The sequence below is a fragment of the Streptomyces sp. NPDC001714 genome, from assembly GCF_042892755.1.
In the GTDB taxonomy this organism is placed as follows: Bacteria; Actinomycetota; Actinomycetes; order Streptomycetales; family Streptomycetaceae; genus Streptomyces.
Map to the genome: position 1 here is coordinate 79,685 of NZ_JBIAUL010000007.1, position 16,677 is coordinate 96,361.

The following is a 16,677-nucleotide window of genomic DNA, read 5'->3' on the forward strand; positions in this document are numbered from 1 at the left end:
TCGGCCACCCCCCGAACAGGTGGCGCAAAATCGTAAACCTCGAAATCGTCGCTCGATGGGGTGATCCGTTTCACGCTCGGCGGGAGCCGGTCAATCAGGGGTGATGGGCTCGATAGCATCAAGCACCGGCACGGACGGGGGAACGTCGCCAATCCCTGAGCCTCGTATGCCCTGGGGCCCCGTCCGCCGGTCCACGAGCCGGAGGTGCCCATGAGTGCGGAGGCCACGAACCCTGCGACGCCCGGTCCTGCAGCGCCCGCGGCGGCGGTCCGCAGGAAGGCCCGCCCCCGGATCGACCTGCGTCGGCTCGGCCGGGCCGCGCTGCTCGGCAACGCGGCCCGCGGCAAACTCCCCGACGCCATCGGCCATGTCGCTGAGGCGCACCGCGCCCACTACCCCGACGCCGACCTCGAACCCCTGCGCCGCGCCTACGTCCTGGCCGAGTCCTCGCACCGCGGCCAGATGCGCAAGAGCGGCGAGCCGTACATCACCCATCCCCTCGCGGTCACCCTGATCCTCGCCGAACTCGGCGCCGAGACCACGACCCTGACGGCGTCTCTGCTCCACGACACCGTCGAGGACACCGACGTGACGCTGGAGCAGGTGCGGGAACAGTTCGGCGAGGAGGTCCGTTATCTGGTCGACGGGGTGACGAAACTCGAGAAGGTCGACTACGGGGCCGCCGCCGAGCCCGAGACGTTCCGGAAGATGCTCGTCGCCACCGGCAGCGACGTCCGGGTGATGTCGATCAAGCTCGCCGACCGCCTGCACAACATGCGCACCCTCGGCGTGATGCGCCGCGAGAAACAGGAACGCATCGCGAAGGTCACCCGTGACGTCCTCATCCCGCTCGCCGAACGGCTCGGCGTACAGGCGCTGAAGACCGAGCTGGAGGACCTGGTCTTCGCCATCCTGCACCCCGAGGAGTACGAGCACACCCGGGAGCTGATCGCCGAGAACGCGGCCCTCACCGACGACCCCCTCGCGGGGATCGCCGACGAGGTGCGCGGTGTGCTGCGCGAGGCCGACATCCCGGCCGAAGTCCTCATCCGGCCCCGGCACTTCGTCTCCGTCCACCGCGTCAGCCGCAAACGCGGCGAGCTGCGCGGCGCCGACTTCGGCCGGCTCCTCGTGCTGGTCAACGAGGACGCGGACTGTTACGCAGTCCTCGGCGAACTACACACCTGTATGACCCCGGTGGTCTCGGAGTTCAAGGACTTCATCGCGGTTCCGAAGTTCAACCTGTACCAGTCGCTCCACACGGCGGTCGCCCGAGCCGACGGACAGGTAGCCGAAGTCCTCATCCGCACCCACCAGATGCACAAGGTCGCCGAGGCCGGCGTCGTCGCCCTCGGCAACCCCTACGCCCCGGCCGCCGACGCGCCCGCACCGGAGGCCTCCGACGAAGCGGCCGACGGCGAGCGCGCCGACCCCACCCGCCCCGGCTGGCTCTCCCGCCTCCTCGACTGGCAGAAGGCCGCCCCGGACACCGACACCTTCTGGTCCACCCTGCGCGAGGACCTCGCCCAGGACCGCGAGATCACCGTCTTCCGCCCGGACGGCGGCACCCTCGGCCTCCCCGAGGGCGCCACCTGCGTCGACGCCGCCTACGCCCAGTACGGCGAGGACGCCCACGCCTGCATCGGCGCCCGCGTCAACGGCCGCCTCGCGACCCTCAGCACGGTCCTCACGGACGGCGACACCGTCCAGCTCCTGATGGGTCAGGACCCCGCCTCCGAGCCCTCCCGGGAGTGGCTGGAGCACGCCCACACCCCGGCGGCCCGGATCGCCATCCAGCGCTGGCTCGCAGCCCACCCGGACAGCACCGACGAGCTGCCGGCCCCTGCCTCCAGCCGCCCCGTACCGGACCTCCCGGCCCCTGGTACCGCCCCCAGCGCCGCCCCCCGGACCGCCAGCGCCGTGGCCGCCGACCGCCCCGGCGCGACCGTACGGCTCGCCGGCTGCTGCACCCCCGTACCGCCCGACGAGGTCACCGGCTTCGCGGTACGCGGCGGAGTGATCACCGTGCATCGCGTGGAGTGCGCCTCGGTGGCGCACATGAAGAGCACCGGGCGCCCCGAGGTGGCCGTGAGCTGGGGCGACAGCACCGCCTGCCGGGTCACCCTGGTCGCCGAATCGTTCGGCCGTCCCCATCTGCTCGCCGACCTCACCGAGGCGATGGCCCAGGAGGGCGCCGAGATCGTCTCGGCGACCGTGGAACCCCCCAGCCAGCAGCGCGTCCGGCACACCTACACCGTGGAGCTCCCCGACGCGGCCCACCTGCCCGCCCTGATGCGCGCGATGCGCAACGTGCCCGGCGTGTACGACGTCGGCCGAGCGCAACACCAGTGACCAACTCCTTCGAGTGGATCGGTCGCGCGTCGGCTCCGTGAGTGCGGGGTGTGCTGGTAGCGGTGGTCCATGCCGCTCACCCTCCGCAGCCGCTCGTCGCAGCGTGCCACCCGACCCTTCCGGCACCGGCGGGCCGCCGCCCTGCTCGCCTCCGCCGTCTCCGTCGCCCTGCTGGGCGCGAGCGCCCCGCCGGTCCCGCTGGGCGTCGGCGACCGGCTCTTCCCGTACCTCGGCAACCCGGGGTACGACGTGACGTCGTACGACCTCTCCTTCACCTATCCCGGCAGCAACGACAAGCCGCTGCAGGCCGTCACCACCATCGACGCCTGGACCACCACCGACCTGGACCGCGTCAACCTCGACTTCGCGCACGGCAAGGTCGAGTCCGTCGAGGTCGACGGCCGGCCGGCCGCCTTCGACAGCGCCGGCGAGGATCTGGTCGTCACGCCGGACAAGCCGCTGCGGCGGGGCGACTGGACGCGGATCACGGTGCAGCACACCAGTGACCCGGTGTCCGCCAAGGGCCAGGACGGCGGGTGGGTGCGCACCACCGACGGGCTCGCCATGGCCAACCAGGCCGACGCCGCCCACCTGGTCTTCCCGTGCAACGACCACCCGTCCGACAAGGCGATGTTCACCTTCCACGTCACCGCCCCGAACGGCTATACCGTCGTCGCCAACGGACTGCCCACCGACTCCGCCCGGGTCGGCGGCCGGACCACCTGGACCTACCGCACCCGGCACCCCATGGCCACCGAGCTCGCCCAGGTCTCCATCGGCCGCTCCGCCGTACTGCACCGCAAGGGCCCGCACGGCCTGCCCGTCCGGGACGTCGTCCCGAGCGCCGACGCCAAGAAGCTCGAACCCTGGCTGGCGAAGACCCCGGACCAGATCGCCTGGCTGGAGAGCAAGGTCGGGACGTACCCGTTCGAGACGTACGGCGTGCTCATGGCACAGGCGTCCACCGGTTTCGAGCTGGAGACCCAGACGCTGTCCCTCTTCGAGAAGAACCTGTTCACCGAGTCCGCGTACCCCAAGTGGTACATCGAGTCGGTCATGGTGCACGAGCTGTCCCACCAGTGGTTCGGCGACAGCGTCAGCCCGCGCGTCTGGTCGGACGTCTGGCTGAACGAGGGCCATGCCACCTGGTACGAGGAGCTGTACGCGGAGGAGAAGGGCCACCAGCCCATGATCGACCGCATGAAGGCCGCGTACGGCGCCTCCGACCGCTGGCGCGCCGCCGGTGGACCGCCCGCCCTGCCCAAGGCCCCCGAGCCCGGCCAGAAGATCAGCATCTTCCGCCCGAACATCTACGACGGTGCCGCCCTCGCCCTCTACGCCCTGCGCCAGGAGATCGGCAAGCCCGCCTTCGAGCGCCTGGAGCGGATCTGGGTCCAGCGGCACAGGGACGCCACGGCGACGACCGCCGACTTCGTCCGCCTGGCCTCCGCGGTCGCCAACCGCGACCTCACCGGCTTCTTCGACGCCTGGCTGTACGGCGCGAAGACCCCGCCGATGCCGGGCCACCCGGACTGGAAGCAGGTCCCGGCCCCGAAGAAGCAGGCTCCGAAGAAGCAGGCTCCGAAGAAGCAGGCTCCGAAGAAGCAGGCTCCGAAGAAGCAGGCTCCGAAGAAGCGGGCCGGGAAGTAACGGCGAGGCGGCCCCCGGAATAACACGGTGCCGGGACCGGGCGTACCGTGCGACCATCGTGGGGCCGGCTCGGGCCGGCACCGCCGGCCGCAGGTCGGCTCAGGTCGGCTCAGGTCGGCTCGGTACGGGTCGCGGGGAATCTCTCTGGGTACTCGTACGTTGAAGAACCGAAGGCCGGCTTCGGCATTCCCATCGACGTAAGGACCCAATGACCTCCTCTTCTTCCCCTTCCCAGGACACCAGGCGCCTCGCGCAGGACTACCCCGACGGTCTTCGGGCCGATGCCCTGATGGAAGAGGACGTCGCCTGGAGCCACGAGATCGACGGAGACCGGGACGGCGACCAGTTCGACCGCTCCGAGCGCGCGGCCCTGCGCCGCGTCGTGGGCCTCTCCACCGAGCTCGAGGACGTCACCGAGGTCGAGTACCGACAGCTCCGCCTGGAGCGGGTCGTGCTGGTCGGGGTGTGGACCTCGGGCACCGCGCAGGACGCGGACAACTCCCTCGCGGAGCTGGCCGCCCTCGCCGAGACCGCGGGCGCGCTCGTCCTCGACGGCGTCATCCAGCGCCGCGACAAGCCCGACGCGGCCACCTACATCGGCTCCGGCAAGGCCCTGGAGCTGCGCGACATCGTCGTCGAGACCGGCGCCGACACCGTCATCTGCGACGGTGAGCTCAGCCCGGGCCAGCTGATCCAGCTGGAGGACGTGGTCAAGGTCAAGGTCATCGACCGGACCGCCCTGATCCTGGACATCTTCGCCCAGCACGCCAAGTCCCGGGAGGGCAAGGCGCAGGTCTCGCTCGCGCAGATGCAGTACATGCTGCCGAGGCTGCGAGGCTGGGGTCAGTCGCTGTCCCGCCAGATGGGCGGCGGCAAGGGCGGCGGCCTCGCCACCCGTGGTCCCGGTGAGACCAAGATCGAGACGGACCGGCGGCGGATCCGCGAGAAGATGGCGAAGATGCGCCGGGAGATCGCGGAGATGAAGACCGGCCGCGAGATCAAGCGCCAGGAGCGCCGCCGCAACAAGGTGCCTTCCGTGGCCATCGCCGGCTACACCAACGCCGGCAAGTCCTCCCTGCTCAACCGCCTCACGGGCGCCGGCGTCCTGGTCGAGAACGCCCTGTTCGCGACCCTGGACCCGACGGTCCGCCGCGCGGAGACGCCCAGCGGCCGCCTCTACACCCTGGCGGACACCGTCGGCTTCGTCCGCCACCTGCCCCACCACCTGGTCGAGGCGTTCCGCTCCACCATGGAGGAGGTCGGCGACTCCGACCTGATCCTCCACGTGGTCGACGGCGCGCACCCGGACCCGGAGGAGCAGCTGGCCGCCGTGCGCGAGGTGATCAGGGACGTCGGCGCCACCGACGTACCCGAGATCGTCGTGATCAACAAGGCGGACGCGGCCGACCCGCTGGTCCTCCAGCGGCTGCTGCGCAACGAGAAGCGCTCCCTCGCGGTCTCGGCCCGCACCGGCCAGGGCATCCAGGAACTCCTCGCCCTGATCGACAACGAGCTGCCCCGCCCGGCGGTCGAGATCGAGGCCCTGGTCCCGTACACCCACGGCAAGCTGGTGGCCCGCGCCCACAACGAGGGCGAGGTCCTCTCGGAGGAACACACCGCCGAGGGCACCCTCCTCAAGGTCCGCGTCCACGAGGAACTGGCGGCGGAGCTGGCACCGTACGTCCCGGCTCCGGCAGCGTGACACTTCGTAAGTGAAAGGCCCGCTCCCTTTAGGGGGCGGGCCTTTCACTTACCTGGGGGCGCGGGGCTGTAGTCGATATGCGGCTTCGCCGCGTGGGCGCGATCAACCACGACGGTGAGTCACCCGCCCACGCACCTGGCACACCACGGCGCGAAGGCGACACTCACCCCCTCACTGGTCAGCAAACTCCTTGCTCACGCCCTCATAAACCCCCTTGGCCACATCACCGAACCGCGGCCCGGCCAACCACCCCGAACTCACCGGCCCGATAGACGTGTTGGACACCAACGCCGGCTTGCCGTCGGCGCCCGTCTCCACCCAGCCGCCACCCGACGCCCCACCGGTCATCGTGCACCCGATCCGGTACATCGTCGGCGCCGACGCATCCACCGACAGCCGCCCGGGCTTGTCGGCGCACTGATACAGCAGCGACCCGTCGTACGGCTTCGCCGCCGGATACCCCGTGGCGGTGATGCTCGACACCTTCGGCACCGCGGGCGCGTCGAAGTTCACCGGCAACGCCGAACCGACCGTCTCCTCGAGCGACTTGCCGCCACCGCCCTGCTCGGGCGTCACATGGATCACGGCGTAGTCGTACGACGCACCGTTGCCGCCCGTCTCACCGCCCTGGTCGATCCACTGCTGCGAGGTCTGCGCCCCGTCCCCCCACCAGACGCCGTACGGCGCGACCTCCGAACGGGTCGCCGCCGCCAGCGCCGAACCGGTCAGCCCCTTGTCGTTGTACGACGGCACGAACGCGATGTTGCGGTACCAGCCGCCGTTCTTGCCGGCGTGCACACAGTGCCCCGCCGTCCACACCAGGTTGGACTTGCCCGGGTGCGCCGGGTCCTCGACGACCGTCGCCGAACAGACCATCGTGCCCTCGGGGGAGTCGAAGAAGACCTTTCCGGCCGTGGCGGCGCTCGCGTGGTACGCCGGCCGCACCGCCTTCGCCTGGACCGGCTCCGGCGTCGGGTCGGTCACCCCCTGGTCACCGGAGAGGTCGTTGTCGTCGACGCCCTTGTCCTTGTCGGGGTCGTTGGCGTCCCGCATGCGGTGCGGGTCCCACAGGCCCTTGATGATGGGGTTGATGAAGTCGTCGGCCTCGCGCAGCCAGTCGTCCCTGTCCCAGTTCTTCCAGGCGCCGTGCTTCCACTTGTCGATGTCGATCCCGTGCTCTTTGAGCTTGTTCTTGATGTCGTCCGGGATCTTGATCTTGCCGTCACCAGTGTCGGCCGTGGCGGACGCGGACACCGAACCGCCCGCCTTGTCGTCGCCGGAGCCGCTGCAGGCGGTGGCGGTCAGCGCCAGCGCCGAGGCGAGGGCGACGGCCGCCAGCGCACGCGGCGCGCCCCCTCCACCTCGAAGGGTGAACGACGGCCGGATGGATCGCATGGTGGTGACTCCCCCTGTTGGTAAGGAACTTCAGCGCCACACACTATGCGCTCGCTGTGCGGCGCTCCCGATGGATGGGCAACGGTTTTGCTACGGGCCTCACCAGCGGGGCAACCGCAGTTCGTAAGGGGGATCGACGCGTCGCATGCAGCGGGTGTCGTCGCGAGTGCGTGTCTCCGACCCCAGGTACAGCCGGTGCAACCGGTCGAGCGCATGGCGATCTAGCTCGACACCGAGCCCGGACCGGTGGGGACCCGGACCACTCCGTCCGCCGGGTCTGCGTCCGCCGGTCTGCGTCCACCGGTTCGCCGTCCGGCGGGTCTGCGTCCGTCGGTCTGCGTCCACCGGTTCCCCGTCCGGCGGGTCGAACATCGACCGGGCCCGGAACGGCAAGCTCGCGGCAATGATCTTGAAGTGACCCGTAACCCGCTGGACGGTCCGGGGTTGGTAGCGGTGGGGGTCCGGCTGCCTGTGCCCGGTTCCCGCCGATCAACTCGCCTCTGGACAGCGGGGAGGACAGCGAGCCGTGGCCGTGACGGAGTCGGTGACCGGGGGGACGTTCGGGGGAGCGCGCGCGGCGCAGGAGGGGATCCTGAGGCGTCAGTCGGCGCGTGAGTCGCGGGCACGCACCTACGCGCGCGCCCTGCCCATCGTGCCGGTGCGGGCCCGCGGCCTGACCATCGAGGGCGCCGACGGACGCCGCTACCTGGACTGCCTCTCCGGCGCCGGCACCCTCGCACTCGGTCACAACCACCCGGTCGTGCTGGAAGCGATCCGCAAGGTCCTCGACTCCGGCGCCCCGCTCTCCGTCCTCGATCTGGCGACCCCCGTCAAGGACGCCTTCATCACCGAACTGTTCCGGACCCTGCCGCCCGGCCTCGCCGACCGCGCCCGCGTCCAGTTCTGCGGGCCCGCCGGCACGGACGCCGTCGAGGCCGCCTTCACACTCGTCCGGGCCGCGACCGGCCGCACCGGCATCCTCGCCTTCACCGGCGCCTACCACGGGATGACCACCGGCGCTCTGGCCGCCTCCGGCGGAGCCGGCGACGTCCGTGTCGCCCGGCTGCCCTACCCTCAGGACTACCGCTGCCCGTTCGGCGTCGGCGGCCCCCGCGGCGCCGAACTCGCCGCCCGCTGGACCGAGACCGTCCTCGACGACCCCAAGTCCGGCGTCCCCCTCCCCGCAGGCATGATCCTCGAACCCGTTCAGGGCGAGGGCGGGGTGATTCCCGCGCCGGACGACTGGCTCCGCCGGATGCGCCGGCTCACCGCCGACCGGTCCGTCCCGCTGATCGCCGACGAGATCCAGACCGGCGTGGGCAGGACCGGCGCCTTCTGGGCCGTCGAGCACAGCGGCGTCACCCCCGACGTGATGGTCCTGTCCAAGGCCATCGGCGGCAGCCTCCCCCTCGCCGTCGTCGTCTACCGCGACGACCTCGACGTCTGGGAGCCCGGCGCCCACGCCGGCACCTTCCGGGGCAACCAACTCGCCATGGCCGCCGGCACCGCCACCCTCGCTCACGTCCGCGAGAACGCACTCGCCGAACGAGCAGGCCTGCTCGGCGCCCGGATGCTGTCCCAACTGCGGACGCTCCAGACCGACTTCACGTGCGTGGGAGACGTGCGGGGGCGGGGGTTGATGATCGGGGTGGAGCTGGTGGACCCGGAGGGTGAGGAACCCGAGGGGGAGGCGACGGCTCGAAGGGGCGGCGATGCGGTCGAGGGGGCGCCGGGCACCGCGGTGAGCGGGCGGGGCGGCGAAGCCCGGCCCGGGCCGCGCCCCGCCGCTCCCGGACTGGCCACGGCCGTACAGCGCGCCTGCCTGGAACGGGGCCTGATCGTCGAGCTCGGCGGCCGCCACGCCGGTGTCGTACGACTGCTGCCGCCACTGACCATCACCGACGAACAGGCGGCCGCCGTACTGGACCGCCTCGCCGACGCCGTGGCGGCCGTGGCCCGCGACCCGGCCGCCCACCGTGCCAGGCCCCGAGGACCCGAGGGCCGCAAGGAACCGGACGACTGACCGGCCCACCGGGAGGGCCGCGGCAGGCCGGCGCACCCCACCCGAATCCGCCGACCGAACCGTCCGCGGGGAACTCCCCGCCGGCACCGACCGGATCACCCCGACCGCCCCGACCACCCGCTCGGGAGCCGCCCGCCGAACCGTCGACAGCAGCCCGGCCGACCGGCGCACCCCGGACGAACCAGCCGGCCGTGGCCCCGGAGCGAACCGAGTGCCCCACGCAGCGAACCACCCCACATCGTCCACACCCCTCTCATCAGGACACTCAGCACTCGACTCACCACCCGACCAGCCCGGTTCGCGGACACGACGCCGAACACCGCACCGCCCGAGCCCCGAGGAACCCTCCTTGAACGCCACCCCCGCACCCGACGACAACGGAGACCAAGGCCCACAGGGACGCCCCGTTCCGCTCGCCGAGTCGGTCCCCCAGCAAAGAGGCCGTACCCCCCAGCCCGAGCGGCCGCGCGACGACACGGGAGACCTCCTCGAACACCCCGACCCGCACACCGCCGCCCAGGCCGCCGCCGTGGAGAACCTGCTCCGCTGCTGGGTACGCGAGACGAACCTGCCCGCGCCCGACACCGGCACCCTCCGCATCCCGCTGCCCGCCAGCGGTACCGCGCTGATCACCCCGATCCGCCACTGGTCCCCGACCGGCTGGCACCGCTTCGGCCCACCCCGCCTGACCGGTGCGCCCGACACCGCCCCACCCGTCGACGCGGTCACCCTCGCCGCCCTGTTCACCCGCGAGACGACCACGGGACCAGCGGGCACGGCCGACCGAGCCGATGCGGGCTCGGACCACGCCGAGGACAGCCCAGGCCACGCCGGATCCAGCCCTGGCTACACCAAGGGCACGGCCGCCCACCCCCGCGGCACGGCCGGCCACGCGGTCGGCGGTGCTCCCGGCAGCGCCTGGGCCACTCCCGACAACGCCGACCTCGTGGCCCGGGTCGCCGACTCCCTGCGCCGCACGGCCACCTTCATCGCGGACCGGCGCGCCCGCCCCGCCGACGGCCCCGACCGCTTCCTCGCCGCCGAGCAGGCACTCCTCCTCGGGCACCCGCTGCACCCCACCCCGAAGAGTCGCGACGGCCTGACCGAGTCCGAAGCCCGGCTCTACTCACCGGAGTTGCGCGGCTCCTTCCCCCTGCACTGGATCGCGATCGCCTCCTCCCTGCTCGCCACGGACTCGGCCTGGACCGAGCGAGGCCGTCCCGTCCCCGCGCCGCACCTCATGGAACGCCTGGCCGGCACGGCCCTGCCCCTGCCCGACGGCTGCGCCGCAGCCCTGCCCCTGCACCCCTGGCAGGCCCGCGAGATCGGCCACCGCCCGGAGACCGCCGCCCTCCTCGACGCCGGACTCCTGCGCGACTTGGGCCCGCTCGGCGACCCCTGGCATCCCACCTCCTCCGTACGAACCGTCCACCGCACCGGTGCCCCCGCCATGCTCAAGCTGTCGCTCGGCCTGCGCATCACCAACTCCCGCCGGGACAACCTCCGCAAGGAACTCCACCGGGGCGTCGAGGTGCACCGCCTGCTGCGCACCGGCCTCGCCAAGCAGTGGCAGGCCGCCCACCCGGGCTTCGACATCGTGCGCGACCCCGCCTGGCTGGCCGTCGACGGCCTGGACGGCCGGCCTGCACCAGGGCTCGACGTGGTCATCAGGCACAATCCGTTCACCCCCGCCGACGACGTGTCCTGCGTTGCCGGGCTGGTCACGCCCAGGCCCCTCGATGTCCCGACGGCGGACGGCAGGCCCCGCCCGTACCGCTCCCGGCTGGCCCGGGTGGTCTCCCGGCTCGCCGAACGCACCGGCCGGCCCGTCGGTGCCGTCAGCGCCGAGTGGTTCCTGCGCTACCTGGAGCAGGTCGTCCGTCCGGTGCTCTGGCTCGACAGCGAGGCCGGGATCGCCCTGGAGGCGCACCAGCAGAACACCCTGCTCCTGCTGGACGCCGACGGCTGGCCCGCCGGCGGGCGCTACCGCGACAACCAGGGCTACTACTTCCGCGAGTCCCGCCGGGCCGACCTCGACGCCCGGCTGCCCGGCCTCGGCGAGCACAGCGACACCTTCGTCTCCGACGAGGTCACCGACGAACGCTTCGCCTACTACCTCGGCATCAACAACGTGCTCGGTCTGATCGGGGCGTTCGGCTCCCAGCGGCTCGCCGACGAGCGGCTGCTGCTCGCGGCGTTCCGCCGGTTCCTGACCGACGTGGCCGCCGGACCCGCCCGGCTGCGCAGCTCCCTGCCCGGCCACCTGCTCGACTCACCCGTCCTGCGCTGCAAGGCCAACCTGCTGACCCGGCTGCACGGCCTCGACGAACTCGTGGGCCCGGTCGACACCCAGTCCGTCTACGTCACCATCACCAACCCCCTCCACTCCTCATCCTCATCCTCCTGACCCCACCGTCACCGACTCTCATCCACCGCCCTCCGTTCATCGCCCTCATCCACCGCCCTCCGTTCATCGCCCTCATCCACCGCCTTCCATCCACCGACCGAGGAACATGACCCACCTCGTCTCCTGAGAGGAGCGCACCATGCCTCCCATCGACGCGAGCGCCGACACAGGCGCCGTCCCGGTCCGCCCCGGACCCTCCGGCCACCCCGACCGTTCTGGACCCGCCGAGGACATCAGGGACTGCGAGGACACCCTGGACCTCCGCCTGCCCGACGAACTCCTCGCCCTCATCGCCGGGACCGCGCCTGGCGCCGACGAGCGGGCGCCCAGGCCCATTCACGACCGACTCGGCCCAGTCGACTCACCCGGCCCGTTCAGCCCCCAGCGCCCCCTCGAAGCGCTCGACCTGCTCGACCAGGTCGGCACCTGGGGCCCCACCAAGACCCCCGTCGGCCTCTTCCACCTGCTGCCGGTCCACGTCGAACGCGACCTGCCGATCATCAGCGGCTGGATGAACGACCCCGGCGTGGCCGCGTTCTGGCAGCTGGCGGGCTCACGGGCACAGACGGAGGACCATCTGCGGGCCCAGCTCGCGGGGGACGGCCGCAGCGTGCCGTGCCTGGGCATGCTCGACGGCGCCCCGATGAGCTACTGGGAGATCTATAGAGCCGACCTGGACCCACTCGCCCGCCACTATCCAGCGCGCCCGCACGACACCGGCGTCCATCTCCTCGTCGGCGACGTCGCCGACCGGGGACGGGGACTGGGGTCCGCACTGCTCAGAGCCGTGGCCGATCTCGTACTCGACCATCGCCCCGACTGTGCGCGTGTCGTCGCCGAACCCGACCTTCACAACACCCCCTCCGTGGCCGCCTTCCTCAACGCGGGCTTCCGCTACGCCTCCGAGGTCGACCTGCCTGCCAAACGGGCCGCCCTCATGATCCGGGACCGGTCCCTACGTCATCTGATGTAGCGCTGAGTGATTGCGTGTACACATGTAGTACGAAGCGGCGACCGATCAAGTTCCCGGCTGTCCGAAATAATTCCGGGCGCTTCGCCCTCCGCCCTGGCCGTCCCCCCTTGGCCTGCCGGTCCAGGAGTCCCGGCGTGATCCCACCCCCGGTCCTCGCCTTGATCGCCCGGTTGTCAGTGCCGGGTCGTAGGGTGGTCGCGCTATGACGAAGCCCTCACTCCCTGAACTCCTGCATGCCGCTGTCACAGCTGTCGGCGGTATGGAGCGCCCCGGCCAGGTGACCATGGCCGAATCGGTCGCCGAAGCGATCGACGACGGATCCCATCTGCTGGTCCAGGCCGGCACCGGCACCGGAAAGTCGCTCGGCTACCTGGTGCCCGCCCTCGCGCACGGAGAGCGGGTCGTCGTCGCGACGGCGACCCTCGCCCTGCAGAGACAGCTTGTCGAGCGGGATCTGCCGCGCACCGTCGACGCCCTGCACCCGCTGCTGCGCCGGCGCCCGGAGTTCGCCATGCTCAAGGGCAGGTCGAACTATCTGTGCCTGCACCGGCTCCACGAGGGCATGCCGCAGGACGAGGAGGAGGGCCTCTTCGACCAGTTCGAGGCGGCCGCGCCCACCAGCAAGCTCGGCCAGGACCTGCTGCGCCTGCGCGACTGGGCCGACGAGACCGAGAACGGCGACCGCGACGACCTCACACCGGGTGTCTCCGACAAGGCCTGGGCACAGGTCTCGGTCTCCTCCCGGGAGTGCCTCGGCGCGTCCAAGTGCGCCTACGGCGCCGAGTGCTTCGCCGAGATGGCCCGTGAGCGCGCGAAGCTCGCCGAGGTGGTCGTCACCAATCACGCTCTGCTCGCGATCGACGCCATCGAGGGCGCCCCGGTGCTCCCGCAGCACGAGGTGCTGATCGTGGACGAGGCGCACGAACTGGTCTCCCGGGTCACCGGTGTCGCCACCGGCGAACTCACCCCGGGCCAGGTCAACCGCGCGGTCCGGCGCGCCGCCAAGCTGGTCGACGAGAAGGCCGCAGATCAGCTCCAGACCGCCGCCGAGGGCTTCGAGCGGCTGATGGAGCTGGCGCTGCCCGGCCGCCTGGAGGAGATCCCGGAGGACCTCGGCTACGCCCTGGCTGCGCTCAGGGACGCCGCCCGCACCGTGATCTCCGCGCTCGGTACGACCCGCGACAAGTCGGTGCAGGACGAGGACGCGGTCCGCAAGCAGGCACTGGCCTCCGTGGAGACAGTGCACGACGTGGCGGAGCGGATCGTGGGCGGCTCCGAGTGGGACGTCGTCTGGTACGAACGCCACGACCGCTTCGGCGCCTCCCTCCGGGTCGCGCCGATGTCCGTGTCCGGCCTGCTCAGGGAGAAGCTCTTCGCGGACCGCTCGGTCGTCCTCACCTCGGCGACCCTCAAGCTCGGCGGCGACTTCAACGGCGTCGGCGCATCCCTGGGCCTCGCCCCGGAGGGCACGGAGGGCGAGGACCTCCCGCAGTGGAAGGGCGTAGACGTCGGCTCGCCCTTCGACTATCCGAAGCAGGGCATCCTCTACGTCGCCAAGCATCTGTCGCGCCCCGCACGGGACGGCGACCGCGCCGACATGCTCGACGAACTGACCGAGCTGATCCAGGCCGCCGGCGGCCGCACCCTCGGTCTCTTCTCCTCGATGCGGGCCGCCCAGCAGGCCGCCGAGGAACTACGCGTCCGGATCCCCGAGTTCCCGGTACTCCTGCAGGGCGAGGAGACCCTCGGCGAACTGATCAAGAACTTCGCCGCGGACCCCAGGACCTGCCTCTTCGGTACGCTGTCGCTCTGGCAGGGCGTCGATGTCCCCGGTCCCAGCTGCCAGTTGGTCGTCATGGACAAGATCCCGTTCCCGCGCCCGGACGACCCGCTGATGAGCGCCCGGCAGAAGGCCGTCGAGGACGCCGGTGGCAACGGCTTCATGGCGGTCGCCGCCACCCACGCCGCCCTCCTGATGGCCCAGGGCGCCGGCCGGCTCGTACGCGCGTCGGGGGACCGCGGCGTGGTCGCCGTACTCGACCAGCGGCTGGCCACCGCGCGGTACGGCGGATATCTCAAGTCCTCACTGCCCGACTTCTGGTACACCACGGACCGTAACCAGGTTCGCAAGTCGCTGGCGGCGATCGACGCGGCGGCGCGGCAGGCCGAGGCGGAGTGATCGCGGGTGGGTCGGACCGGCGACCCACCCGCGTTCCGAGACAGGCGGTCGCCGGAGTCCGGACAGAGCAGGACCCCGGAACCGGCGCAGGGGTCCCGGGGCCCGATCGGAGGGCGGGCGGGATGACCCGCCCGCCGCAGGCGTCACACGCGCCGCAGTACCGCGACGACCTTGCCCAAAATGGTCGCGTCGTCGCCGGGGATCGGCTCGTAGGCCGCGTTGTGGGGGAGGAGCCAGACGTGGCCGTCCTCGCGCTTGAAGCGCTTGACGGTGGCCTCGCCGTCGAGCATGGCGGCGACGATGTCGCCGTTCTCGGCGACCGGCTGGCGGCGGACGGTGACCCAGTCGCCGTCGCAGATCGCGGCCTCGATCATGGAATCACCGACGACCTTGAGCACGAACAGCTCGCCGTCACCGACCAGCTGCCGGGGGAGGGGGAAGACGTCCTCGACCGACTCCTCGGCGAGGATCGGCCCACCGGCGGCGATCCGGCCGACCAGCGGGACGTACGACGCGGCGGGCTTGCCGGCGGTGTCCGTCGGCTGCACGGTCACGGCCTGGTCGGAGCCGCGCACCTCGTAGGCGCGCGGGCGGTGCGGGTCGCGGCGCAGGAAGCCCTTGCGTTCCAGTGCCATCAGCTGGTGCGCCACCGAGGAGGTGCTGGACAGGCCGACGGCCTGGCCGATCTCCCGCATCGACGGCGGGTAGCCCCGCCGCTGCACCGAGTCCCGGATCACCTCGATCACCCGGCGCTGCCGGTCGGTGAGGCCCGAGCTGTCCGCCCGGATGCCTGGAGGTCGGCCCGGCAGGGAACGCTTGTGTCCCTCGGGATTCACGGCTTCGTTCATGGCATGCACCGGGTCGAGTCGGCCCTGGGAGCGGTCCTGGGCGGTGATGGTGGCACTGTCTGCGGTCGTGGTCACGTCGGCCCCTCTCGATGGTCTCCCTGCTGGACAACGGTAGTTGCTTTCGAAAGGTTGCGCCAAACACACGTTCGAGTGAAAAAACGCGGTTCACCGTACGCGATCACAGGTCTGGGTGTATTGCTCACGCGGTACCCGGCAGGCAAAAGGGCTCATTGTTGTACTCTTCACCGCCGGGGGACGGCCTTGTGGGTGCGTCCAGTCTGCCATCCGGAGCGCTGCCGACCGGGATGTCCGTCCCTATCTGCGCCGGAGTCGCACGTGACCTCCGTGCGGCGCCCACGGTATCTCCGTATCCGCCGTAGCGGTACGTGTGCGACACGCGCGTCCTGGTGATGTATCTGCCAATCACCACATCTAGTGGTTGGATTGCTACCGCAGCCCACAAGTTGTGGTCCCCGGGGTCTCCGGTCTCTCTGAGATCGCCTATGCTTGGGGCTGCTTCGAGGGGCCCATGTGGCCCAGCGAGGCTATTGAGTCTGCTGTGAGGAGGGTTGGAGATCATGCACTGCCCCTTCTGCAGGCACCCCGACAGCCGTGTGGTCGACAGTCGTACGACCGACGACGGCACGTCGATCCGCAGGCGCCGCCAGTGTCCGGACTGCTCCCGTCGCTTCACGACCGTGGAGACGTGCTCGCTCATGGTGGTCAAGCGGTCCGGAGTCACCGAGCCGTTCAGCCGTACCAAGGTCATCAACGGCGTGCGCAAGGCATGCCAGGGACGGCCTGTCACCGAGGACGCACTCGCCCAGCTCGGCCAGCGGGTCGAGGAGGCGGTGCGGGCCACCGGAAGCGCCGAGCTGACCACCCACGACGTGGGGCTGGCCATACTCGGCCCGTTGCAGGAGCTCGACCTGGTCGCCTACCTGCGATTCGCCTCGGTCTACCGGGCGTTCGACTCGCTCGAGGACTTCGAGACCGCGATCGCGGAGCTCAGGCGGGCGGCCCAGGACCCCGTCGCGGACGACGAAGACGCGGGAGCGGGGGGCCAGGAGGACGATCAAGGGCCAGGCGGGGGCGCGCAGGTGCCCGCACCCGTTCACATCGCCGGCTGACGGACGGACCGGAACCGG

At 71.4% G+C, this 16,677-nt stretch carries 10 protein-coding genes; 8 read left to right on the top strand and 2 right to left on the bottom strand.

All coding sequences use genetic code 11. The features are described 5' to 3' along the window. Nucleotides 1-210: 210 nt before the first annotated feature. The 3 genes from ACFY0P_RS19760 (at nucleotide 211) to hflX (ending at nucleotide 5,704) form a co-directional block, all read left to right on the top strand. Nucleotides 211-2,352 (top strand): RelA/SpoT family protein, encoded by a 2,142-nt coding sequence (locus ACFY0P_RS19760; protein WP_388914339.1) that lies wholly within the window; start codon nucleotides 211-213, stop codon nucleotides 2,350-2,352. Nucleotides 2,353-2,421: 69 nt separating this feature from the next. Further along, entirely contained in the window at nucleotides 2,422-4,002 is a 1,581-nt protein-coding gene (locus tag ACFY0P_RS19765; protein WP_388914342.1) for a M1 family aminopeptidase, read from the top strand. A 208-nt stretch (nucleotides 4,003-4,210) separates the two neighbouring features. After that, on the top strand, nucleotides 4,211-5,704 hold the full coding sequence (gene hflX, locus ACFY0P_RS19770) for a GTPase HflX (protein ID WP_388914345.1): 1,494 nt from the start codon (nucleotides 4,211-4,213) through the stop codon (nucleotides 5,702-5,704). 171 nt (nucleotides 5,705-5,875) lie between these two features. Here hflX and ACFY0P_RS19775 read toward each other — a convergent pair whose 3' ends face one another. After that, complete coding sequence (locus ACFY0P_RS19775; RefSeq protein ID WP_388914348.1) at nucleotides 5,876-7,099, bottom strand: trypsin-like serine peptidase; 1,224 nt, start codon at nucleotides 7,097-7,099, stop codon at nucleotides 5,876-5,878. Between the two features lie 526 nt (nucleotides 7,100-7,625). Between ACFY0P_RS19775 and ACFY0P_RS19780 the strand changes: the two genes are divergently transcribed. From ACFY0P_RS19780 to ACFY0P_RS19795, 4 genes are all read left to right on the top strand, one after another. Continuing rightward, nucleotides 7,626-9,122, top strand: a complete 1,497-nt coding sequence (locus ACFY0P_RS19780; protein ID WP_388914351.1) for a diaminobutyrate--2-oxoglutarate transaminase family protein — start codon at nucleotides 7,626-7,628, stop codon at nucleotides 9,120-9,122. A 349-nt stretch (nucleotides 9,123-9,471) separates the two neighbouring features. Beyond that, the gene (locus ACFY0P_RS19785; RefSeq protein WP_388914354.1) at nucleotides 9,472-11,529 is read left to right on the top strand and encodes an IucA/IucC family protein; all 2,058 of its coding nucleotides are present in this window, start codon (nucleotides 9,472-9,474) and stop codon (nucleotides 11,527-11,529) included. Between the two features lie 139 nt (nucleotides 11,530-11,668). After that, nucleotides 11,669-12,502 carry a GNAT family N-acetyltransferase gene (locus ACFY0P_RS19790; RefSeq protein WP_388914357.1) on the top strand — a complete coding sequence of 278 codons (834 nt, stop codon included), beginning with the start codon at nucleotides 11,669-11,671 and terminating at the stop codon, nucleotides 12,500-12,502. Between the two features lie 202 nt (nucleotides 12,503-12,704). After that, a complete protein-coding gene (locus tag ACFY0P_RS19795) occupies nucleotides 12,705-14,681 on the top strand; it encodes an ATP-dependent DNA helicase (protein ID WP_388914359.1) in 1,977 nt (658 codons plus the stop codon). 143 nt (nucleotides 14,682-14,824) lie between these two features. Here ACFY0P_RS19795 and lexA read toward each other — a convergent pair whose 3' ends face one another. After that, on the bottom strand, nucleotides 14,825-15,604 hold the full coding sequence (gene lexA / locus ACFY0P_RS19800; protein WP_133028126.1) for a transcriptional repressor LexA: 780 nt from the start codon (nucleotides 15,602-15,604) through the stop codon (nucleotides 14,825-14,827). Between the two features lie 503 nt (nucleotides 15,605-16,107). On the opposite strand from lexA, the gene nrdR reads away from it, so the two are divergent. After that, nucleotides 16,108-16,659 (top strand): transcriptional regulator NrdR, encoded by a 552-nt coding sequence (nrdR, locus tag ACFY0P_RS19805; RefSeq protein WP_388914363.1) that lies wholly within the window; start codon nucleotides 16,108-16,110, stop codon nucleotides 16,657-16,659. Nucleotides 16,660-16,677: the final 18 nt, after the last annotated feature.